This window comes from Actinomadura sp. 6N118 (genome assembly GCF_044326415.1).
GTDB lineage: Bacteria > Actinomycetota > Actinomycetes > Streptosporangiales > Streptosporangiaceae > Spirillospora.
In genome coordinates this window covers 363130-382317 of the sequence record NZ_JBIRAZ010000008.1, presented here as the reverse complement: position 1 = coordinate 382317, position 19188 = coordinate 363130, and the positions used below count along the sequence as shown (strand labels likewise).

24 protein-coding genes, 1 tRNA gene and 1 pseudogene are annotated in these 19188 nt (G+C 66.2%); 10 read left to right on the top strand and 16 right to left on the bottom strand.

Annotated elements, in window-relative coordinates; genetic code table 11:
* The first annotated feature begins 103 nt into the window (after window positions 1-103).
* The 3 genes from ACH34W_RS23330 to ACH34W_RS23320 all read left to right on the top strand — a co-directional run bounded on the left by ACH34W_RS23330 (window position 104) and on the right by ACH34W_RS23320 (window position 1115).
* Window positions 104-223 carry a DLW-39 family protein gene (locus tag ACH34W_RS23330; RefSeq protein WP_220163873.1) on the top strand — a complete coding sequence of 40 codons (120 nt, stop codon included), beginning with the start codon at window positions 104-106 and terminating at the stop codon, window positions 221-223.
* A 56-nt stretch (window positions 224-279) separates the two neighbouring features.
* Entirely contained in the window at window positions 280-1011 is a 732-nt protein-coding gene (locus tag ACH34W_RS23325) for an HAD-IA family hydrolase (RefSeq protein ID WP_395963094.1), read from the top strand.
* 31 nt (window positions 1012-1042) lie between these two features.
* Window positions 1043-1115, top strand: a tRNA-Ala gene (locus ACH34W_RS23320).
* 52 nt (window positions 1116-1167) lie between these two features.
* Here the strand turns inward: ACH34W_RS23320 and ACH34W_RS23315 are convergent.
* The 12 genes from ACH34W_RS23315 to ACH34W_RS23260 form a co-directional block, all read right to left on the bottom strand.
* Window positions 1168-2322, bottom strand: a complete 1155-nt coding sequence (locus tag ACH34W_RS23315; RefSeq protein ID WP_395963093.1) for a tyrosine-type recombinase/integrase — start codon at window positions 2320-2322, stop codon at window positions 1168-1170.
* The gene (locus ACH34W_RS23310; protein ID WP_395963092.1) at window positions 2322-2558 is read right to left on the bottom strand and encodes an excisionase family DNA-binding protein; all 237 of its coding nucleotides are present in this window, start codon (window positions 2556-2558) and stop codon (window positions 2322-2324) included. The genes ACH34W_RS23315 and ACH34W_RS23310 overlap by 1 nt, the downstream gene beginning before the upstream one ends.
* Window positions 2555-4204, bottom strand: a complete 1650-nt coding sequence (locus ACH34W_RS23305; RefSeq protein ID WP_395963091.1) for a replication initiator — start codon at window positions 4202-4204, stop codon at window positions 2555-2557. Before ACH34W_RS23305 ends, ACH34W_RS23310 begins: the two co-directional genes overlap by 4 nt.
* Window positions 4201-4422: a KOW motif-containing protein gene (locus ACH34W_RS23300; protein ID WP_395963090.1), complete on the bottom strand. Its 222-nt coding sequence runs from the start codon at window positions 4420-4422 to the stop codon at window positions 4201-4203. Before ACH34W_RS23300 ends, ACH34W_RS23305 begins: the two co-directional genes overlap by 4 nt.
* A 154-nt stretch (window positions 4423-4576) precedes the next feature.
* Window positions 4577-6082, bottom strand: a complete 1506-nt coding sequence (locus ACH34W_RS23295; protein ID WP_395963089.1) for an FtsK/SpoIIIE domain-containing protein — start codon at window positions 6080-6082, stop codon at window positions 4577-4579.
* Window positions 6083-6168: 86 nt separating this feature from the next.
* Window positions 6169-6438 carry a hypothetical protein gene (locus ACH34W_RS23290; RefSeq protein ID WP_395963088.1) on the bottom strand — a complete coding sequence of 90 codons (270 nt, stop codon included), beginning with the start codon at window positions 6436-6438 and terminating at the stop codon, window positions 6169-6171.
* Window positions 6438-6710 carry a hypothetical protein gene (locus ACH34W_RS23285; RefSeq protein ID WP_395963087.1) on the bottom strand — a complete coding sequence of 91 codons (273 nt, stop codon included), beginning with the start codon at window positions 6708-6710 and terminating at the stop codon, window positions 6438-6440. The genes ACH34W_RS23290 and ACH34W_RS23285 overlap by 1 nt, the downstream gene beginning before the upstream one ends.
* On the bottom strand, window positions 6710-7132 hold the full coding sequence (locus ACH34W_RS23280) for a plasmid replication, integration and excision activator (RefSeq protein ID WP_395963086.1): 423 nt from the start codon (window positions 7130-7132) through the stop codon (window positions 6710-6712). Before ACH34W_RS23280 ends, ACH34W_RS23285 begins: the two co-directional genes overlap by 1 nt.
* A 121-nt stretch (window positions 7133-7253) precedes the next feature.
* Window positions 7254-7946: a GntR family transcriptional regulator gene (locus ACH34W_RS23275; protein WP_395963085.1), complete on the bottom strand. Its 693-nt coding sequence runs from the start codon at window positions 7944-7946 to the stop codon at window positions 7254-7256.
* A 373-nt stretch (window positions 7947-8319) separates the two neighbouring features.
* The gene (locus tag ACH34W_RS23270; RefSeq protein WP_395963083.1) at window positions 8320-8568 is read right to left on the bottom strand and encodes a hypothetical protein; all 249 of its coding nucleotides are present in this window, start codon (window positions 8566-8568) and stop codon (window positions 8320-8322) included.
* On the bottom strand, window positions 8568-8729 hold the full coding sequence (locus ACH34W_RS23265; protein WP_395963082.1) for a hypothetical protein: 162 nt from the start codon (window positions 8727-8729) through the stop codon (window positions 8568-8570). Before ACH34W_RS23265 ends, ACH34W_RS23270 begins: the two co-directional genes overlap by 1 nt.
* Window positions 8730-9476: 747 nt before the next feature.
* Window positions 9477-10691, bottom strand: coding sequence for a helix-turn-helix domain-containing protein (locus ACH34W_RS23260; protein ID WP_395963081.1), 1215 nt, complete (start codon window positions 10689-10691; stop codon window positions 9477-9479).
* 103 nt (window positions 10692-10794) lie between these two features.
* Here ACH34W_RS23260 and ACH34W_RS23255 point away from each other — a divergent pair, with 103 nt between their 5' ends.
* The 7 genes and pseudogenes from ACH34W_RS23255 to ACH34W_RS23225 all read left to right on the top strand — a co-directional run bounded on the left by ACH34W_RS23255 (window position 10795) and on the right by ACH34W_RS23225 (window position 16652).
* On the top strand, window positions 10795-11502 hold the full coding sequence (locus tag ACH34W_RS23255) for an HAD family hydrolase (RefSeq protein WP_395963080.1): 708 nt from the start codon (window positions 10795-10797) through the stop codon (window positions 11500-11502).
* A gap of 1097 nt (window positions 11503-12599) precedes the next feature.
* A complete protein-coding gene (locus ACH34W_RS23250) occupies window positions 12600-13262 on the top strand; it encodes an HAD family hydrolase (protein WP_395963079.1) in 663 nt (220 codons plus the stop codon).
* 68 nt (window positions 13263-13330) lie between these two features.
* Window positions 13331-13510: pseudogene (locus ACH34W_RS23245) on the top strand (helix-turn-helix domain-containing protein); the annotation flags it as partial.
* 120 nt (window positions 13511-13630) lie between these two features.
* Complete coding sequence (locus ACH34W_RS23240) at window positions 13631-14503, top strand: transcriptional regulator (RefSeq protein WP_395963142.1); 873 nt, start codon at window positions 13631-13633, stop codon at window positions 14501-14503.
* Between the two features lie 504 nt (window positions 14504-15007).
* The gene (locus tag ACH34W_RS23235; protein WP_395963078.1) at window positions 15008-15349 is read left to right on the top strand and encodes a hypothetical protein; all 342 of its coding nucleotides are present in this window, start codon (window positions 15008-15010) and stop codon (window positions 15347-15349) included.
* 73 nt (window positions 15350-15422) lie between these two features.
* Window positions 15423-15986: a UTRA domain-containing protein gene (locus ACH34W_RS23230; RefSeq protein WP_395963077.1), complete on the top strand. Its 564-nt coding sequence runs from the start codon at window positions 15423-15425 to the stop codon at window positions 15984-15986.
* Between the two features lie 18 nt (window positions 15987-16004).
* Window positions 16005-16652: a YdcF family protein gene (locus ACH34W_RS23225; RefSeq protein WP_395963136.1), complete on the top strand. Its 648-nt coding sequence runs from the start codon at window positions 16005-16007 to the stop codon at window positions 16650-16652.
* A gap of 10 nt (window positions 16653-16662) precedes the next feature.
* On the opposite strand, the gene ACH34W_RS23220 is transcribed toward ACH34W_RS23225, so the two are convergent.
* From ACH34W_RS23220 to ACH34W_RS23205, 4 genes are all read right to left on the bottom strand, one after another.
* Window positions 16663-16794, bottom strand: coding sequence for a hypothetical protein (locus tag ACH34W_RS23220; protein WP_395963076.1), 132 nt, complete (start codon window positions 16792-16794; stop codon window positions 16663-16665).
* A 565-nt stretch (window positions 16795-17359) separates the two neighbouring features.
* Entirely contained in the window at window positions 17360-17803 is a 444-nt protein-coding gene (locus ACH34W_RS23215; protein ID WP_395963075.1) for a hypothetical protein, read from the bottom strand.
* Between the two features lie 159 nt (window positions 17804-17962).
* Window positions 17963-18430 carry a DUF4265 domain-containing protein gene (locus tag ACH34W_RS23210; RefSeq protein ID WP_395963074.1) on the bottom strand — a complete coding sequence of 156 codons (468 nt, stop codon included), beginning with the start codon at window positions 18428-18430 and terminating at the stop codon, window positions 17963-17965.
* Between the two features lie 97 nt (window positions 18431-18527).
* Entirely contained in the window at window positions 18528-19133 is a 606-nt protein-coding gene (locus ACH34W_RS23205) for a DUF6221 family protein (protein WP_395963072.1), read from the bottom strand.
* Between the last annotated feature and the right edge of the window lie 55 nt (window positions 19134-19188).

The following is a 19188-nucleotide window of genomic DNA, read 5'->3' as shown; positions in this document are numbered from 1 at the left end:
GCCCGGGTTCGGTTGCTAGGCTGCGGAGAGCCTGGGGAAGAGTTACATGATCGGAACGCCCCCCAGGTTTTGGCTTCATAGTCGAGGTGAAGGGGTCCCCACCGTGAAGAAGCTGCTTGTACTTGCTGTTGTTGCTCTTGGCGGCTTCGCTGTCTGGCGTCGGCTCCAGCAGGACCGCGCTGAGCTGGACCTGTGGACCGAGGCCACGTCCTCCGACAGCTGAGACGCCTGAGATAGTCCCGCGGCGCACGGGAGACTGACTTCGAGGGAGGCCCCGGCGTGAGCGGAGCAGAGCGGATCACCATCGCCTGCCTCGATCTCGCCGGGACCACTGTGGCCGACGGCGACGCCGTCGCCACGGCCTTCGCCGAGGCGATCGCCACGATGGGGATCGTCGTCGGCACAACCGCGTACGAACGCGCCATGGCCCAGGTCCACGACGCCCGCGGCCGCCCCAAGATCGAAGTCTTCCGCACGCTCTTTGCCGACGAGGCCCGCGCGCAAGCCGCGAACCTCTCGTTCGAACGGTCGTACGACCTGGTCGTCGACCGTAGCGGTCTCGTGCCTGTGCCCGGCACCGAGGAGGCCTTGGAACGCCTCACCAGTGCCGGGATTCGAGTGTGCCTCCTGACCGGCTTCAGCCGCCGCACTCTCGGCCGGGTGCTCGACACGCTCGGCTGGTGGGGCCGGGTCGACATGGCCCTGTCCCCCGAGGACGTCGGTCGCGGTCGGCCGTGGCCGGATCTCATCCTGTCCGCCGCACTCCGCCTCGGCATCGACGACGTACGGCACATCGCCGTCTGTGGCGACACCGAGAACGACATGCTCTCGGGCCGCCGCGCAGGTGCCTCCATCGTCGCCGGCGTCCTCACAGGGGCGCACGACGCCGACCGTCTCCACCACGCCGGCGCCACCCACGTCCTCGCCAGCGTGGCCGACTTCCCCGACCTGATCCTCCCGCCACCCCGACCCAGCCACCACGATGACGCAGTGACCGCCGAGCACAGGTAAGCTTGTCGCGCCCTCCCAGGGGCGCATCCGAGGGGCCTTAGCTCAGTTGGTAGAGCACTGGCTTTGCAAGCCAGGTGTCAGGGGTTCGAATCCCCTAGGCTCCACCCACCAGAAAGCCCAGGTCAGGACCGAAGTTCCGACCTGGGCTCTCGTCTCTCACGATCTCTTCTTTCGCTTCCGTGCCCGTTGCGTGCCCGATCGCTTTGTCTTCTTGAGCTCAGCCTTGGCCATCGCGCTCAGCGTGTCCGCGATCTCTCGGTGCCGTTCGTCCGTCGCGTGCAGGTAGATCATCGCCGCGCGATCGCTCGCGTGCCCCATGCGTTCCTTGAGCTCGGGGAGCGTCGCCCCCGCGATCGCAGCGAGGGTGTTCCCCGTGTGCCGCAGGTCGTGAAACCGCACTTCCTTGAGCCCCGCCTTGCCCAAGGCACGCACCCAGTTGCGCCGGAAGTTTGCCCGCCGCAACAGCGCCCCTTTGCCACCGACGAAGATCAACCCATTGTCACCGTCCTGGGCGAACGCCTTGACGTGCTCCTTGAGCTCAGGGAGCACGATTGCCGGAATGGGAAGCGTCCGTATGCCCGCCTCAGTCTTTGGCGGCCCGAAGTGCAGCGGCTTGCCGGTCACCTCCACCAGCGTCCGTTCTACCCGCACCGTCCCGGCCTTGAGGTCCAAGTCTTTCCGTCGCAGGGCTACGGCCTCACCCCACCGCAGGTTGGCGAAGGTCGCCAGCAGCACGAGCGCCCGGTAACGAGGGTCGATAGCCTCAGCCAGCGAGAAGACCTCGGAGATGCTGAGGACGGGCCGCTCGGGTGAGTTCTCGGCCCCACCGCCCTTGATTGTGCACGGATTCCGCTTGATCATGCCGTCACTGACCGCCGTGTTCATGACGGCCTTGAGCAGCCGGTAGGCCTTGGCCACAGAGACGGAACCTACGCCCGAATCGAGCAGCTGCTTACGCCAACGCCGCACATGAGCATCCTTGATGTCTGCGACTGCCGAGTTGCCGAAAGTTGGAGCCAGGTGGAGCCGGACGAGTACCTCGTACCGCTTGACCGTCGTGGGGCGAAGGCCAGGCCGCTCCTTGATCCATGTGTCTGCGTACTCCTTGAAGGAGACCTTCCCGGCATCCGGGGAGAGCCAATCGCCGCTCTTGATCTCGGCTTCCTTGAGCACGAGCCATTGCTCAGCGTCGCGCTTGGTCGCGAACGTGTACGGCGCAGGCCGCTCAATTCCGTCAGGCCCGAGGTAACGAGCCTGATAGCGCCCGGAAGGTAGACGCCGAACACGCCCAAAGCGTCGCTTGCCAGCCATTACGCAGCCCTCCTTGAGTACCGATTCCGAAGGTTGACCGGCTCGACAAGACCGGCCGCGATGAACTCACGAAGCGCCGATTCGGGGATCCGGACGAACCGACCAACACGCACGAAGCGGATGCGCCGTTCTTCGATCAACCGGCGGGGGAACCGCTCGGATGTATTGAGCAAGTCGGCCGCCTGGGCGACAGTCAGCAGCCGGTCATCAGGAGTGATGTTCGTTCGCCCAGTCACGCTGCCTCCCCGGTTGCCGAAGTGTCGTTGAGTGCTTGGGCGAGCTGGTCGCGTCGCCGGGTGCGTTCTTCGATCAGCAGCAGGAGCCGATGTGTGATCGGCTTGACGTCGGGATCACCGGGCCCGGCCCGTTCCCACAGGAACCGTCGATCACCAGCCGCAGGGCCGGTTGCCGAAATCCCGGCTTCCGCCAGCCGCGCGAGCACCCAGGCGGTTCGGTCGGCTTTGTGGTCGGCCATGGTCTTGCCGGACCACTTGCGCGACACCAGGACACGACGGCCGCCGTAGCCGAGGTGTTCGCGTCGGTGTGCCTTGCCCTTGCAGAACCCCGGGACCAGGCCCTTGCGGGGGTTCTTGGGCTGCACGCCGTACCGCAGCCAGTTGGAGCAGGTAGGCGAGCATGGCTCATACCGCAGCGCCTCAGCCATCCGGTCAACGTGAGCACGCTGCCGGTCGGTCTCGGCTTGGTGGCATTCGGCGACGCTCTTGACCAGGTACTTGGTCAGGTACCGGATACAGCGGTTACTGTCCGCGCCGCCCGCCATGACCCCCTGGGCATCGACCTGACGCCCGAAGCGGACCACGTGCAGGGGTTCGGCGTCGTCGTCCTGGCCGAGCTGGTCGAGTGCGTCATCCCACGTCGGCAACACCGCACCGGACGCGGGATCAACGTAACCGCCCTGCTCATCGTGTCCGGCCGCGCCATCCCAGACCGGCAGATTGCCATCGTGGTAGACGATGCGGTCGGTGGAGGGCCACCACACCTGGTGGTAGGTCGCCGCCACCACCTGACGAAGCTCAGCGCGGGAGATCGTCCCGCGAATGGCCATGTGCAGATGGGGCGCCAGGCGTCGTTGGGGTTCGACGGCGGCGAAGTACTGCACGTCGTAGCCGACGAACCGGCGAAGGTTCTGCACGAAGCGGTCGATGAGCTTGCCGAAGTGCAGCGCGTCACGAGCCGCCCGCCGGTAGTCGTAGGTGGCCGGGTCAACGGGGGTACCGTCCGAGCGGACCCGGCCGTAGGAGTCCAGCGTGAGGGTCAGGAACAGCGACGGCCGGAACGTCTTGCCATCCGGAGCCGTGTACGCCTTGCCGACCGTGCGGTTCTCGACCGGCCGCCGAGGCAGATCCGGGACATCTTGGCGCCGCCGCGTGGAGCGGGTACGCCGCCCGCAGTCGTCATCGTCGGTGGCGGTCTTGAGAGTGCCTGCCACCCCGGCCCGTTCGATCTCGTTGTCCAGGTCCCGGATCAGCCGATCCCAGAACCCGACATCCTCGCCATCGGCCGCGCCACTGTCGGCCGCAACGTCACGGCGTCCCTGGGCTTGGGCGCGTAGCTCGACCAGGTGCCGTTGTGTCTGGTCCGGATCGGCGCGTTCGATGACGGGTTCGGTCTCCAGGTGCCAGCCTTCCCGGCACTGCTGGGCACGGATGCGCCGCTTGTTCTCCGCACACGGCGGGCACACCGAGGCGCGCGTGTGCCCGCACGGCACCGAGATGACCTCAGACTCTCCGGTCTCCAAGTTGACCCGCCGCATCGGGACGGGCCGGATGCAGACGCCGTGGTCGATGGCGACGGCCTCGACGACGCCTTGCGCGAGCGGCGGGAGGGTCTTGACCGGCCCGGCCGGTTGGGTGTCGGTCATGCCTTCTCCGTGACGTCGAAGGCGAGTTGCACGGCGCGCACGGTCACCGACCGCAGCGGATACGGCCGCGCTTTCTTCTGCTTGGCCGCACGAACCTGGACCACCGTCCGCCCGTCGGTCTTGTCGATGCCGGTCACCCGGCCGTGCGTGCCCTTGTCCGGCCCGCTGGTGACCTCGACCCAGTTGCCGACCTCCGGACGAGGCTTGCGCGCGGTCATGTGATCACCTGACCGTCGATGGATTCGGCGTCGCCATCGCTTGGAGTGAACGGGCGCGGGCCGCCGGCCAACTCGCATTGCTCGCCCTTCGGGTGCCTACGGCATTGGACGGCAGCCCGCTCACGTCGCCGACCACCAGGGCTCTTGGGGGTGGTCACGCTGCCTCCCCGAAGTTGGCCGTGCCGAGCGCGACCATCTCGTCAATGTCGGCATCAGACACGTAGGCCGCGCGGACGCGGACCGGATCAGGGGTGGTTTCGAGCTTGATGTAACCGACCCCAGCGCCGACCTCAGGAATGGAGGAGATCTGATCGGCCAGCGCGCCCCGATCACGGGCACCGTCACCAAGGACCATGTCGACTTGCTCGGACTCATCCAGCCGCAGCGCGATGCGGTCGGGGAACAGGTTGCGCAGGTTGTTGACCTCTTTGCGGGCATCCTGCTGCGCACCGACCAGGCAGTACCCCACCGACCGGCCCTGTGTGGCCAGCACCGCCAAGGCTTGCTCGGCGCGCTTGCGCAGGTCCCGGCTCGGGCAGTACGCCGTCAGGAACGCCAGCTCATCGACGATGATGACGCGGAACGGGTGCTCCAGCGACGGCAGGAACGAGCGCCGCTTTCCGGCGAACATGGCGGCCCGCTTGTTGAGGTCTTCGGCTGCCTCCTCCAGCAGCTCGACCATGCCGCCGTTGGGATCGTCGGAGTAGCGGCCGTAGCGTTCGAACAGCCGCCGCCCATACGACAACTCCATGCGCTTGGGATCGACGGCCCACACCTGCACCAGCCCGAGGAACATCCAGGGCAGCACCGCGCGGACGATCGACCACAGCACCGACCCCTTGCCCGACCCCGTCGCGCCCGCAATCAGCACATGCGTACCGAGAAGTCGCAGCAGCCAGGGCTTACCGTCCTCACGGGCCCCGACCGGGACCGCCTCCAGGTCGACGTCATCAGCCAGCGGCAGCGCAGCCAGCGGCGTTTTCAACGCGTCCTTGCGGACGAACTCCAGCCACACCGAACCAGGACGCGCCACCGTCCGCCGGACCGGCCGACCATCAGCCCAGGACCACCGGTTACGGGTGCCCTGGCGGACGCGGACGAGCTCTGAGCCGAAGCCATGGGCGAGGTTGACCGCCACCTGTTCCCATGAGCCGGGCGCCTGCCCCTTGAGCATGCGGACCAGGACGCGATCCGAGGTCGGCCCGCAGCGGACCCGCTTGATCGAGGGCAGGTACTCGCGGCCCTTGTGCATCTTGGTCAGCCCGGCCGTGACCAGGACCGGTTGCCAGTCCCGCCGATACACCGCCAGATACCGCCACTTGGCCCGAGCCGGACGCACCACACCCCGGACGAACGAGTCCCAGTCCGCCAGCACCCACGTCCCCAGACACACCAGGACCAGCGCCAGGACGAGAACAGGGACGCGCCAGCCGTAGGCGTAGCCGAGCCAGCCCAGCCCGCCCAGGACCGAGACGGGGACGATGTTGCGGACGGTAAAGCCGACCAGGGCGACCAGGCCCCGGACGGCGTTGACGAGCAGGACCAGGATCTCCGGCATGTGCCACACCGGAGGCGCCCACTTCGGAGCGGCGAACGGATCTTTCTGGGCCTCTACAGCGACGTTCTCGCCAGGCCCGACCTTGCGGAACTCCCATGCCATGATGAAGACACCTCTTCGCTTGAGGGATTTTTCAGGGGAGAGAGCGGGGCGGCCGGAGGTACCAGCTCCAGCCGCCCCACCTTTGATCAGGCCGCCGCGCTTTCCGAGGACGCGGCCCGGTCACCTTGTTCGGCGTGCAGCCGCTCGCACTCGGCCACAAACCCGTTGACCGCGTCACGCAGCTGGTGGGCCAGGGCAAGGCCGGTGTCGTCGACCACGTCACCGCGAAGGGTGAGCGTCATCGAGCAGCCGTTCACCCGGACGTCCACGATCGGCACGTCAGCGGCGTAGGTGGACAGATCGATGCGGGTGTTCTCGCCGAGTTGGACGCCGAAGCTGGCGAATCCGAGCTTCATCACGCGGCCCGCCGCTTGCCGGAGGGACGGCGGCCCGAGCGGAACAGCCGCTCCACCTCCACCGCGTACGCCGCCGCCTGCTCAGCCAGCCCACGCGCGAACTCGACATCCTCGGCCCGCAGCCGTTCGGGGAGCGTCAGGGTGACCAGCACCCCGCCCGCCGACACCGTCAGCAACGGCGTACGAGCCGCGAACGAACGGAACTGAGTGGCCGCGTTCTGGCCGACCGGCAGCGACAGCGCCGACATCCGACCCGCATTCGGCGCCGCCATCAGGCAGCGTCCTTAGCCGGACGAGCCGCCTTGTTCGCGCCACCGACCGGGCCGACGCCCGTTGCGCGGAAGGAGTAGGCCACGCGCGTCCGGACGTTGCCGTTGTTGTCGCGGCCCATCTCCTCCACATACGGCGTGAGCGTCAGACCGGAGAACTCCACCGGCCGGAACGGACCCCACGCCGGTTCCGGCAGCACCGGACACACCTTCGCCATCACCTTGACGCGGATCGCCGCCGACTTACCGCCCGCCTCCGGGTCAGCGTCGTAGACATCCACCACCCACACCGGCAGGTTCGTGACCTTGTCGATCTCCTGCCGCTTGGTCTCGAAATTGGTCTGCGCCTCAGCCGCCGACGTCGCATACACCCCGTGCGGGAACACCGCACCGAACTCCACCGGGATCCGACCCAGAATCGCCATACACGATCACCTCTTCCACTCGCCCTCTCGATAAGTTGTCTTATCGAGTGATTCGAATGTAAGCGATCAAAGGCAACTCGACAAGTCGAGTGTTCGAGAATCAGCCGTGAGCTAGGTCACATCACAGTGGGTAGCTGTCCGTCAACTCGTGAAGCGTGCCGGGAAGCAGCACTTCAGCTACCAGGACCACGCGGCCAGACGCATCCACGACCGAGGCCAGCACGGCCAAGACCGGTTCACCGGCCTCCAGCTCCAGCGCCTCCACCTCCTGCGCCGAGGTCCGCCGCGCCGACAACCGTTCATCGACACGCGTCAACCGCGCACCCGCCGCAGCCGTCACCAGCCGCCGAACCGGGACGGTGAGCGGCCCTTGCTGGTCCAGGCCAGCAGCGCCCGCGATGTCCAACGGCGTCCACAGCGAGACCAGCTCACTAGCGATCGAGTCATGCACCCCCACGTACCGGCGCAGATGCACCGGAGCCGACTCCGCCACACCCAGCAGCGCCGTAACCGGTGGCCGGGCACTCTGGCGACCGACGTGGATCATCTTGACTGTGTCGCTGGTCTCCTGGCGATCCAGCACAGCCAGGCCCGGCCGCTCGCGCTCGGCCACCGTGGCATCTGACCGGTCCCGCACGAATGTGCCCTTGCCGTGTTCGCGCACGACCTCCCCGCGCGTCTCCAGCTCGTTCAAGGCCCGGACGACCGTGGGGCGCGAGGTACCGAACTCCTTGATCAGCGCGCTTTCGGAGGGGAGCTTGCCGCCGGTCTCGGTGTACTTGCCTGCCGCGATCCGTGCGCGAAGCGTCTCCATGATCTGGACGTACATCGGGGCGTACGCATCGCGACCGGACATCATGACCTACCAACAGCTCGACAACACAAGTTGCCTAAGCGTAGCCAGGGCCCTAGGTGCATGTCACACCTAGGGCCCCGCGAACCTACAGATCATCCGTCCCCGTGTTTTGGCGCTCTTGGGTCCTCGCCGTCTTGGACCGCACCGAGCTTGAACATCCGGTGCACCCGGCGCAGATCACGCCACAGCCGCCCACTAGGGGTGTGCCGTCGTATGGGGGGTCGGCGCAAGCTCCACCACCCCTTCCCCGCCGGGACGATCTCCCACTCGGGGTAGAGAAGCCGCAACATCCACACTTTCGGCCAGGTGGCCCATCCGCGCCGCATCGCTATCACTCCTGGTCTTCCCTTCGTGCGCGTTCCTCTTCGCGTTCACGCTGGCGGGCGGCGGCCCGCTCGATGATGGACCCGTACGCGGCGATCTGAGGCGCAAGTTCAGTTGGCGACTCTGGGGGCGGCATCAGCCCCATCGGGCACCGCACGACCGGCACGACCTCCAGCAGCCGCATGAACGCCCATACCGCCTTGCCGATGTCCTCACGCCGCTCGGCCGACATCTCTTGCTCAGGCTCGGACGCCATCACGCCTCGCCGTGGGGAGCGATGACCGGCCGACCGGACTGCCACGCCGCGCACTCACCGGCGTCCAGGTCTTCATCCCACGCGGTCGGCGCTGCCTTGAGCAGCTCGTCTCGGCCGTCCTGGCGCGCAGCCTGGTCCCCGTCCAGCGCGCGAATCAACATCGCCCACAGTTCCCGGCTAACCGCGATGTGATCACTACTGACGTAGGTAGCGAGCGTTGAGGCTGGCATTACCGAGCCCCCTCACGAACGACCAACGCCCCCAGCAGCCGCCCCGCGCTGACTCGACGCGGCGCACGATGTGTCTGCCGAGGTCGCCCAGACCACTCACCACGCGGCCGGTTCGGTGGTACGACGGCGCGAGACTGCGGGGACACCGCTCGCGCCGCCGTACCGGTCTGCGAAACGCCCTCGACCCCATCCGGCGCCCCTCGGCCGATTGCCGTCCGACGCGGCGCCCCCAGCTCCTCCAGTTGCCGTGCTAGCGACGCCGCCGATCCCGCCTCGACCAGCCGCCTACGGTTGGGCGCGATCGCCCACCACGAACCCGTGAACTCCCCGAGCCAGGCACACACACCCGGAAACCGCCGCCGCAACTCCCACGCCAGCACCTCAGGATCAACACCCGCGCCCGCCCACGGCGATCCCCCCGCGGCCATCAAGCCGCCTCCGTCCGGCGAGTGCCGTTACAGAGGTTGCACAACTCTTTCTGCCGTTCCGGATCCGGCATCCAGCCCGGCCGCCAAACCAGCAGGTACCGCCGCGCGGAAACCCACTTCCATCCCCGACCGCCGCAGTTCAAGCACGGAACCTCATCCGTTGTCTGCTCACGTGTCATACACGGGACGGTAAGAGCGAATTCGGCTGCCAACCCGAACTCTCAGTTCGGGTTGTCCAGGGGTACGGGTGTCAGGGGACGACCAGGCCGATGCGCTTTGCCAAGGCCCGCACCTGTGGAGCAATGCTTGGCCGCGCGCGTTTCAGCAGACCACGCACGAGATCAGCCGCGAGCAGGTTGTAGCGCAGGTCTTCCGGTCCGCTCGCTTCCGCGCTCATCAGATGTAGCAGAACAGCGGCATCGTCTCGACGCTGCTCGTTCAACCGGGCCAGCTCAAGATAGAACGTCGTCTGGCGCTCCAGGGATGGCGAACTGGTGACATCTATCCGATCTGCGATGCTCAAACCCACCGCAGCTTCGCCAGTCTCCATTTCGATGCTCATCGCATGTAGGTCGACGTTCGTAGGCCCGAACACAGTCCACATAACGTTGCCTTCACCGACCGCTTGGGCGGCGGGCAAGGCTTGTTCGCGGAGTCGGTCCCGTGCCGTCCAGGCGTCACCCTGTCGAACGGCGGTGACGGCGGCCACCAGCCAGAGAGCCCCGTTCATCGCGACCCACTCACCGCCATCGTCCAGCCGGGGCCGCAATTCCTCTACTGCGCTCAGGGTTGCCGCTTCGGCTGCCTCCGCCTCGTTCTGAGCGAGCAGAATGTGGCCGAGATTCCATTGGGCCGCCGCCATGCGCAAGGGATCGTCTGCCTCGTACGCGGCGGCTATCCCTCGGTCAGCAGCGAGCAGCGACAGATCAGTACGCCCGATGCGCTTGGCGAACGTCCGCAGCAAAAAGTACATGTCGGAGGCGATCCGCGCCGCTTCACGCCGTTCAGCAGCTTCGCCAGGAGCACGGAACGCTCTTGCCGCCGTCTGCACATCAACAACCAGCTCGGGGAAGATCTCGGCCCCTTGCGTGTAGCGATTCGGAGACGTCTGCCAGACACGCCACGCTGCATCGACTCGGTTGCGCAGCTCACCCAAGTCCACGGCAACATCTGTCCTGGGACCGCCGTAGCTCAACATTGCGCGGTTTAGCTCCGAGGCCACTGGATGCGTTTCGCCGTTCTGCTCAAACTCCGGCTCACCCAGCAGGACCGAGACTTGAACGCCGAGGATGCGCGCGAACTTATGGAGAAGTCCGATCGTGGGCGTCTTGAGCCCACGTTCGATCTGCGACAGGTAATCCTCACTCACACCAGCCAGACCGGCGACCGCCGCCTGTGTCTTGTGCCGCCCGTTCCGGTAGAACCTCAGCCGTTCGCCGATGCGGATTTCGTCCGACTGCGTCACGCTCACTCCACAAGGGCGGGGAGACTGGGTAGTGCCCCCAGCGTAGGCAGCCAGCGCCCCATGTGGGAGCCCGTGACCCAAGAAGCAGGAAGGACCCGGACGCGTGCCTGAGGCAGCGAGCAGACTCGTCCTATGGGACGTCGACCACACGTTGATCGAGACAGGAGGAGTCGGAGGCGAGGTCTTCAAGGACGCGTTCGAGCAGGTAACCGGACGTCAGATTGATCGCTTGGCCGACGTGACGGGCCGGACCGAGCAAGTGATCTTTCGTGAGACGCTCGACCTGTACGACATCGAAGACCCCGGCGGCTACTTCGCCAAGTTCGTCCAAGCCCAAGCGGATGGCTACCACGCGCGAGCCGACGAGATGCGTAGGCGAGGCCGAGCGCTCCCCGGCGCACAGGCCGCCCTTTCAGCTCTGGCCGATCTCCCCCATGTCATCCAGACGGTGCTGACCGGGAACCCTCGACTCTCTGCCGTCGAGAAGCTACGCATCTTCGATCTCGACAGCCTGCTTGACCTCGACTCCGGCGCATACGGCAATGACGACGCCGTACGCCCCAACCTGGTCAACATCGCTCGCCAGCGTGCCGCCGACCGACACCAGGTGACCTTCACGCCCGAGACGACTGTCATCATCGGCGACACCACCAGCGACGTCGAAGCCGCGCTTAAAGGCGGAGCCCACATCATCGCCATCGCTTCCGGCCGTACCAGCGCCCAAGAACTCCGCGACGCAGGGGCAACCGTCGTCTTCCCCGATCTCACCGACACCGCCGCCATCGTCCAGGCAGTAATCCACGAGCCCTAGTCCGCCGAGGCGAATTCCGGGCGCTGACCCTCCCACGCTGCCGAATTCAGCTTTTTAGGATCAAGGGCGGCGGCGCTCGCGCCGTTGGCGCGGCCCGCCGCCTGCGCCGCCGGAGCGTGCGGCGTGGGCGCCGGTCTCCAGCGGCGCGCGCCCGGCCGCGCATCGGCGACGCCTCGACTTGCCGCCCGGCTCACGGCAGTCACCAGGCCGCGCCACCGCTCACAGTTAACGGGGCGCAGGCCGCCGGCCAACTCGCGTTGCTCGCCCTTCGGGTGCCTACGGCATTGGACGGCAGCCCGCTCACGTAGGCGACGAGTGCTGTCTCGCATTGATCGTGTGTGACTGGGGAACCCCGTGGTTCCCCAGACCCCTCCTGGAAACCGGAGCGCCCATTCGCGCGCCAAACTCTGTCACACCGTCTCGCCGTCCGCGCGAATGGACACTCCGGACCGGCGGTCGATGGCTGCGCGGAGGCGGGCACGTGGCTCTCAAAGCTTCGACCCGGCCGGAAGGAGGGTGGGGTCACGGGATTCTGCCTACTCCGAGACGTATCCGGGAGTGGTTCCGTACCCACCCTCCCTGAGCCGCGGACCCTGATGGGTGCTCAGACCGGTCTCCAACGCAGGCAGACTACTGATGATCGGTAACAGCCATCAAGGAGTGACCTGAGGCGTGCCCGTTGCGTGCCCGATCGGTTGGTGATCAACGGGGACTCACGGTCGCTCGTGGGGAGATCGGCGCTGCGTCGCTGGTCAGTGAAGTGGCAGGTCAGCGATCATGGTCATGATCGGCTTTGCAAGCCAGGTGTCAGGGGTTCGAATCCCCTAGGCTCCACACCAGAACGCCCCCATCCAGCTCATGGATGGGAGCGTCCGTGTCCCCGAGCCCTTGGCCCCAGTCCCTTGAGCTCCCTCACCCAAAAGGCATGGCCCTCGCTCCGCTCGGACAGTCTCATCGGGGCTCCGCCCCAAACCCCTGCGGGGGCTCCGCCCCCGCACCCCCGACCCCTTCAATACGTAAGTCCTGGGCCTCCCTTCACCACGCATCACGCCGCCCGGCATTTCACCCCAAAGCATCCACAATGTCCCCTTTGGTCCTTGCGTAAGCTGATCGGTGTGATTCGTGCAGTGGTCTTTGACGTCGGTGAGACGCTGATCGACGACACCAGGGAATGGCGTGCCTGGGCCGACTGGCTCAACGTCCCCCCGCATACGTTGTCAGCACTTGTCGGCGCCGTCACAGTACAGGGGCGCGACAACGCCGACGCATTGCGGCTTATCCGCCCAGATCTCGATGTCGCAGCAGAGCGGAGAGGGCGAGAAGCCGCCGGCGTTGGTGAGCAGATCGGCGAGGCAGACCTTTATCCCGATGTCCGGCCAGCGCTCTCTGCCCTCCGTGCCCATGGCCTCTGGGTCGGGATCGCGGGGAATCAGACCGCTCGTGCCGCTGAACTGCTGCGCGCGCTCGACCTCCCCGCCGACGCAATCGCGACGTCTGAGGAGTGGGGGGTGGCTAAGCCTGATCCCCGGTTCTACGCCAGGCTAATTGAGTGGGCGCAGGGCGAGCCGGGTGAGATTGTCTACGTCGGCGACCACCGGGACAACGACGTCGTCGCCGCCAAGACTGCAGGCCTCCGCTCTGCACTGATCCGGCGCGGCCCCTGGGGTTACCTATGGGCGGATGAGCCTGCGACCGTCCAAGCCGCAGATTGGCGCGTCGCTCAACTGACAGACCTTGCTGAGCTGGTCACACAAGCGTGATCGGGGTCCGCAGACCGGTTGACAGCAGTACGGTGCCCGTGGACACCTGCGGGGAGCGACGAGTGTCAATGAGTGATGACGGAGAGATCGGTAGGCGTATAGCCGCGATCCGGATCGCGCGTCGTCTGACCCAAGCTCAATTGGCTGAGGCTGCCCATGTTTCCCTAAGCATTCTGCGCAAAGTGGAACAAGGAAGCCGAGCCCCTACTGACCGCGTGTTGGAGGCCGTCGCAGACGCCCTGGGCCGACACGTCGACACGTTGACGGGGGGACGACCGCACACTAACAGCCGCGTACATGCTGCAATTCCATCCATTCGGCTTGCCATCGACGCTTACGACTTGCCTGATGATGGCCCAATTCGGTCTATGGCTCAGCTACGAACTGCGGCCGAGGCGGCAACCAAGCAACGCCTTACCTCGCAGTACAGCCGACTTGCCGAAACAGCGCCTCCCCTGCTGGCCGAACTCACACGTGCCACTCATACCGGCCCAGCAGCCATGCGGCGGGAGGCCGCCGAGCTCCTCACCGCCGTCTACCGTGCGGCCGATGCAGTCGCCTACAAGTACGGCTATTACGACTTGTCAGCGCGCTTGATCGAACTGATGCGCTGGGCCGCCCGGCGCGCAGAGAACCCGGTGCTTGCCGCCACCACCGCCTACGTCCGGACCGAGGTCTTTTTCGCCAGCAGCAATCTTGAAGCGGGACTCAGAGCGCTTGAAGATGCCTTGGCTAACCTCGTGGTGCCAGAGTCGACCGCAGGCCAGGCCTCTTTCGGTGCGCTTCACATGCGGGCGGCTGTCGTGGCTGCGCGCCTTTCAGAAGATCCCCAAGTGATCGAAGAACACTTCAGAGAGGCGCGGCGGCTGACAGAGCGAGTCCCCGAAGGTATCTACAACGGCACTGCGTTCGGACCGGCGTCGCTGCGCATCCACGAGGTCTCAGTGGCCGTCGAACTCGGCGACGCAACTGGCGCGATCGAAGCGGCGGGTAATTGGGCGCCACCCGATACCTTGCCTGCTGAACGAAGATCCCACTTCTTTATCGATCTTCATCGTGCTCAACTCTGGCTTGGCCTGCGCGACGATGCGTTCGAGTCCTTGCAGGTGGCGCGGCGGATCGCCCCCCAGCACGTTCGCGAACATTCCTACGTACGCGACGGACTGGTGACCTTGCTGCGATTGCATAAGGCACCTTCCCATGCACTTATCCGCTACGCGGAGTGGGCCCGAGCGATATAAGTCCTGCTCAGCAGGTGTGACACAAAGTGTGTCAGTTGGGCCGGATGTCGACGGCCACCATCGAACCGTCAGCGATGGACGGAAGACGCTGAGTCTTCCGGGCCCAGTACCTGTGACGGGGAGTGATTACGCCATGACGTCAGAGAGCGACGTCCTCGCGCAGTTGCAGCAAGACCATCCCGGCTGGCGCCTCTGGCGAGCCAGGCGCGGTGACGACTCGTGCGGGATGTGGATGGCAACGCGCCATGGTGAGAACGTCGGGGTTTACCCCACCCTCGCGGAACCCTCCTCCGACGATCTACGGAGAGAACTCATTACCCAGCGGGTCAAAGCCGATCAGGTCGCCGCCCGCTTCTAGGCGTGGACACGTCGACCTTCGGCCGGGAGCGCCAGGGACCGGGCGGCGTATCCACCAACCCACGTGGGGTGCGCGTCATCAGCCGAAGTCTCAACGGCGACGCACGCGGTGCACTCCCCCAGACATTCACCACACGGAGCATCCGCATGAAGCTCGGCAAGATCTTCGATCGCCCCAGGCAGACCGACAAGACACCGGTCCTCCCGACGATGACCACGAACGTTACGTGGTTGGCCGCACTGGGCTCCCGCCTTACCGCGGTCGGGCTCGCCGTCGAAGCGGGCCCTGGAGGACTGATCGTCCGCAACCTCGACACTCCCTCGCTCGCCGACACGATCAAGTGCCGGCGGCGGCCTGACGATGGCGACCGGTTCTGGTTCTTCACCAGCTGGAACGAAGCCATCGCTCAGGTCGAGGAGCTCGACGAAGCGGTGCTCACAGTAGTGGGGTACCTCAAGTACGACATTCCGGCGGTGAGGAACAAATGACCGCCGCCACGGGCGTCATGGCCTTGGAGCGTGGCTCGGTGAAGGCTGCCCTGAAAGACCGATTCCCGGACCTGTGTATCTGGTTCGGCGCGGCGACGTGCAGTTGGTGGGCGATCGTGAACGACTGTCTCGTCGAGGCATCAACGCCGGAGGAACTGAGCCAGCGCATCGAAGCTGTCAGCCGCCCTCAGAGCCGAGGGAAACCTCGTGCGGCCCGGAAACCAGCACCGTCACCGAACGGCGCCGGGCTGTACGAGCCGACGACCGGCGTGGCGTGGCGCGCGACCACATCCCCTACACCACCCCGGCCCGACCACGGTCGTCATGCGCAACCCCGGCGCCCCGGCTGGGTCAGGCACGCGTTCGATGCGCTCAGCGGTCGGCGTGCCGACGGCTCTTTTCGAGGTCCGGCGATGGCCCGACGGGGTTAGAGGAGAGCGGCTGTCACGCGGAGAGCTTCTATACGCGGATGCCAGCGCGCGCGGAGATCGACGTTCTTCAGCTACCAGCGGGAGAACCGGTGATGATTCTCCAGCGCAGGACGTTCACGCGCGAAGGTCGCATCGTCGAGTTCGCTCGCGGAGTTCATGCCGCCTCGCGATTCGCCTGGTCGTACAGCTTCAAGATCCCCGAATGAGGAGCAGTCTTGCCTGAGGTGACCTTGCCCGATGCCTACCGGGCGGACGTGGAAACTCTTTGGGACTACCACGATATGCACCACACGATCCGGCCGAGCGATGCCGCCATTGGGCTAGGGAGCCATGATCTTGGCGTGGCCACGTTTGCAGCCGAGCTCTACCACCGTGGCATCATTCCGCGCATCGTCTTCACCGGCGCCAACGCGCCAACGACAGTCACCCGGTTTCCACGCGGCGAAGCTGTCCACTATCGCGAGCACACCATCGAGCTGGGCGTTCCCGATGAGGCGATCCTTGTAGAGCCGAAGGCCACGAACACTGGCCAGAACATCGACCTCACCCGCAAACTTCTCGCTGACCATGGGATCGCGGTGCAGTCGGCCATTCTCATCTCGCGGCCCTACCAGCAGCGGCGCGCCTATTCCACCGCGAAGAAGCTCTGGCCCGAGCTTGAGATCATCTGCGCCTCACGGCCGCTCCCATTGAACGAGTACATCGAAAGCATCGGTGACGTGCACCGCGTCATGAGCATGCTTGTTGGCGATACACAGCGGATCATCGTCTACCCAGAGCGAGGGTTCGCGATCCCGCAAGACATGCCCGAGCAAGTCGAAGCGGCCTACCGAAGGCTGGTCGAAGCAGGCTTCACAAGCAGGCTCATCTAGCTATCACGGATCAGGACGCGCGGCCCAGGGCGCGCAGTCCAGCCTCTGCCACCTCAGGCGAGACGATCACCGCGACCAATTCCCCGTTCTTGGTCAGCGGCATAGTATTTCCCTCCTGCACCGTCTCGATGTAAAGATCCATGACGCTCTCAAGCAGCCCTGAGTCTGCGTACTGGCGTCCAGGCTGAGGCTCCCTCATACCGGCCCAGCGTAGTCACGTCCGCCTGCCCACCACCAACAACAAGGCGCAGAGCCAGCGATCACTGCCGAATGGAGCTTCTAGGGATTCAAGGGCGGCGGCGCTCGCGCCGCTGCGCGGCCCGCCGCCTCCGCCGCCGGAGCGTGCGGCGTGGGCGCCGGTCTCCAGCGGCGCGCGCCCGGCCGCGCATCGGCGACGCCCCGACTTGCCACCCACTGAACGGCAGTCACCAGGCCGCGCCACCGCTCAGAGTCAACGGGCGCAGGCCGCCGGCCAACTCGCGTTGCTCACCCTACGGGTGCCTACGGCATTGGACGGCAGCCCGCTCATGCGGTCGATGGGCGATGTCTCACCTTGAGCGTGTACGACTGGGGAACCCCGTGGTTCCCCAGACCCCTCCTGGAAACCGGAGCGCCCATTCGCGCGCCAAACTCTGTCACACCGTCTCGCCGTCCGCGCGAACGAGCGCTCCGGAGCGGTGGGAGCGTCTGTGCAGCAAACGGGAATCTCAGGTGGGGCTGGCTGGGGGCAGCGGGTTCCAGTCCGTCAGGAGCCTTTCCAGCTCGGCCGCCGCTTCTGTAGCCGAATTCGTCACCAGGGTCGGTTGGATATCGTCGACCCCGCCCCGGGGGTATCGCGGATAGACCAGGTAACCATCGGTACGGTTGCGGGCCACGAAGGCTGGGGACCGCTCCGCATCAAACCGGACCCCAGCACACAGGTGAAGAGACGCATGGCTGGCGCTGGGAGACCAACGGCAAAGTGACGTCCGGCGAACCGCCCTCACAAGGGCGCCCAGGTTCGGCGGCACCCACGTCTTCGTTTCATCCAAGTGATGGGTGTCGTACTCGTCGGCGTACGCCTCCCAGGCGTCCCACTCCTCCTCCAGAGCCTTGTCCACCCGTGAATTTTGAACTGGAACCCGGACAACGGCAAGCAGCGGCTCAGCCATGGGACATCATCCCTGCTTCTGCGTCCCCAATGAGAGGGCCGCGCGGAACAATCACGGAACGAGCGGCCCGGTCGCGCAGGGCGGGGGAGGAAGGTGGGGGAAGAACAGCGGCTACGCCGCATGCCCAAGCTGTCACGGAGACCGGGCACCACGCGACGGCTACCACCAGTTCAACAGGGCGCCCCTGTCGTCTGTGACGTTCCCGTACCACCACTCGGCGTTGGCCGTAGCGGCCCAGTCGCCCATGATCGACTCAACGCGAGGGAAGCCCGCAGCCGCAGGAACGGTCACAACGATGAACCGTAGATCGGCAGGAGTTTCAACCAGCCCATTCAGCGGAGTCATCGCCTCGCGCAACCGATCGACATCCGAGGGGACGAATTCCTTGACCGGGCCCGCTTGGACTGCCAGATTGCCGCCACGGTGTAGCACTCGAACTCGCATCGCCTCGTCGAAGGCCACGATGTCGCCCGCGGCACACCCGAGCACGAGCGCAGGCGTACCAACGAGCTTGTATCGCCCGTCAGCCAGTCGTTCTGCAGGCACCAACTCGTAGACCGGTTCCCCATCAGACTTGGCGCCAGCCCAGACCTTGACGTGCTCATGAGCGCCCTGGTCAGTGGTCATCCCCCATATTCCCACGGCGCTGGCCCGTGCCCGTTGCGTGCCCGATCACATGGTGATCAGCGGGACTCACCAGCCCGATCGGCCCCGCGCCTTCTGGTCACCATCCTGCATATGGCTCGGCGAGGAGGCGGAGGATGGTCTGGTCGGCCTTGGCAGACAGGTCGAGGCTCGCCAGCATCTCGCGCCGGGCCGCCAGCTCGCGGAGAACACGGCCTGGCCCGTAGCGGGAGATCGTGTAGCCGTCCTCGGGATAGACGGCGGCCTCCCAGAGAGGGCGACCGACCCCGTCGACGACCAGGCCCTGGCCATCTTGGCGGTCCACTTCCCGCCAGTCGAAGTCCAGGCCCGCTTCCTCGATGGCCTCGCGAGCCAGGCGTTCCTCGCCGCGCCAGCGCTCCAGCAGGAGGTCGGCGACCGGATCAGAGGGGACACCGCTGTCGGTGAAGATCGGCTGCCAGATCGGCCGGTAGCCGGGCATCCCGGCGTACACGTAGGCCAGCAGCCGAAGGAACACGGGGCGTTGGGTGCAGCGGGCCCGGATCTCCTGGTTGGCGTGAGGCTGGGCGGCCGAATGCCGGGCGCAGGAACGCAGATGTCGATCGAGCGCCGGAGGCAGCGGCGGACACTCATCCAGGTCCATCCGTCCGCCGTACTTGGCATCTGCGGCCAGTTGGCGGTCGAGAAACGTCGCGATGACGGTCAATGGACGCTCCAGTCACGCAGGGCTTGGCAAGAACGGTACGCGGCCGCGCGGGGCA

Bases quoted from the DNA above. Each gene is read 5' to 3' on its own strand.
- ACH34W_RS23285 (WP_395963087.1), bottom strand. From the start codon at position 6,710: ATGGCGGCGCCGAATGCGGGTCGGATGTCGGCGCTGTCGCTGCCGGTC.
- ACH34W_RS23275 (WP_395963085.1), bottom strand. From the start codon at position 7,946: ATGGAGACGCTTCGCGCACGGATCGCGGCAGGCAAGTACACCGAGACC.
- ACH34W_RS23270 (WP_395963083.1), bottom strand. From the start codon at position 8,568: ATGGCGTCCGAGCCTGAGCAAGAGATGTCGGCCGAGCGGCGTGAGGAC.
- ACH34W_RS23280 (WP_395963086.1), bottom strand. From the start codon at position 7,132: ATGGCGATTCTGGGTCGGATCCCGGTGGAGTTCGGTGCGGTGTTCCCG.
- ACH34W_RS23220 (WP_395963076.1), bottom strand. From the start codon at position 16,794: ATGGATCTTTACATCGAGACGGTGCAGGAGGGAAATACTATGCCGCTG.
- ACH34W_RS23210 (WP_395963074.1), bottom strand. From the start codon at position 18,430: ATGACCACTGACCAGGGCGCTCATGAGCACGTCAAGGTCTGGGCTGGC.
- ACH34W_RS23295 (WP_395963089.1), bottom strand. From the start codon at position 6,082: ATGGCATGGGAGTTCCGCAAGGTCGGGCCTGGCGAGAACGTCGCTGTA.
- ACH34W_RS23240 (WP_395963142.1), top strand. From the start codon at position 13,631: ATGGCTCAGCTACGAACTGCGGCCGAGGCGGCAACCAAGCAACGCCTT.
- ACH34W_RS23265 (WP_395963082.1), bottom strand. From the start codon at position 8,729: ATGTTGATTCGCGCGCTGGACGGGGACCAGGCTGCGCGCCAGGACGGC.
- ACH34W_RS23315 (WP_395963093.1), bottom strand. From the start codon at position 2,322: ATGGCTGGCAAGCGACGCTTTGGGCGTGTTCGGCGTCTACCTTCCGGG.
- ACH34W_RS23215 (WP_395963075.1), bottom strand. From the start codon at position 17,803: ATGGCTGAGCCGCTGCTTGCCGTTGTCCGGGTTCCAGTTCAAAATTCA.
- ACH34W_RS23305 (WP_395963091.1), bottom strand. From the start codon at position 4,204: ATGACCGACACCCAACCGGCCGGGCCGGTCAAGACCCTCCCGCCGCTC.
- ACH34W_RS23300 (WP_395963090.1), bottom strand. From the start codon at position 4,422: ATGACCGCGCGCAAGCCTCGTCCGGAGGTCGGCAACTGGGTCGAGGTC.
- ACH34W_RS23290 (WP_395963088.1), bottom strand. From the start codon at position 6,438: ATGAAGCTCGGATTCGCCAGCTTCGGCGTCCAACTCGGCGAGAACACC.
- ACH34W_RS23235 (WP_395963078.1), top strand. From the start codon at position 15,008: ATGAAGCTCGGCAAGATCTTCGATCGCCCCAGGCAGACCGACAAGACA.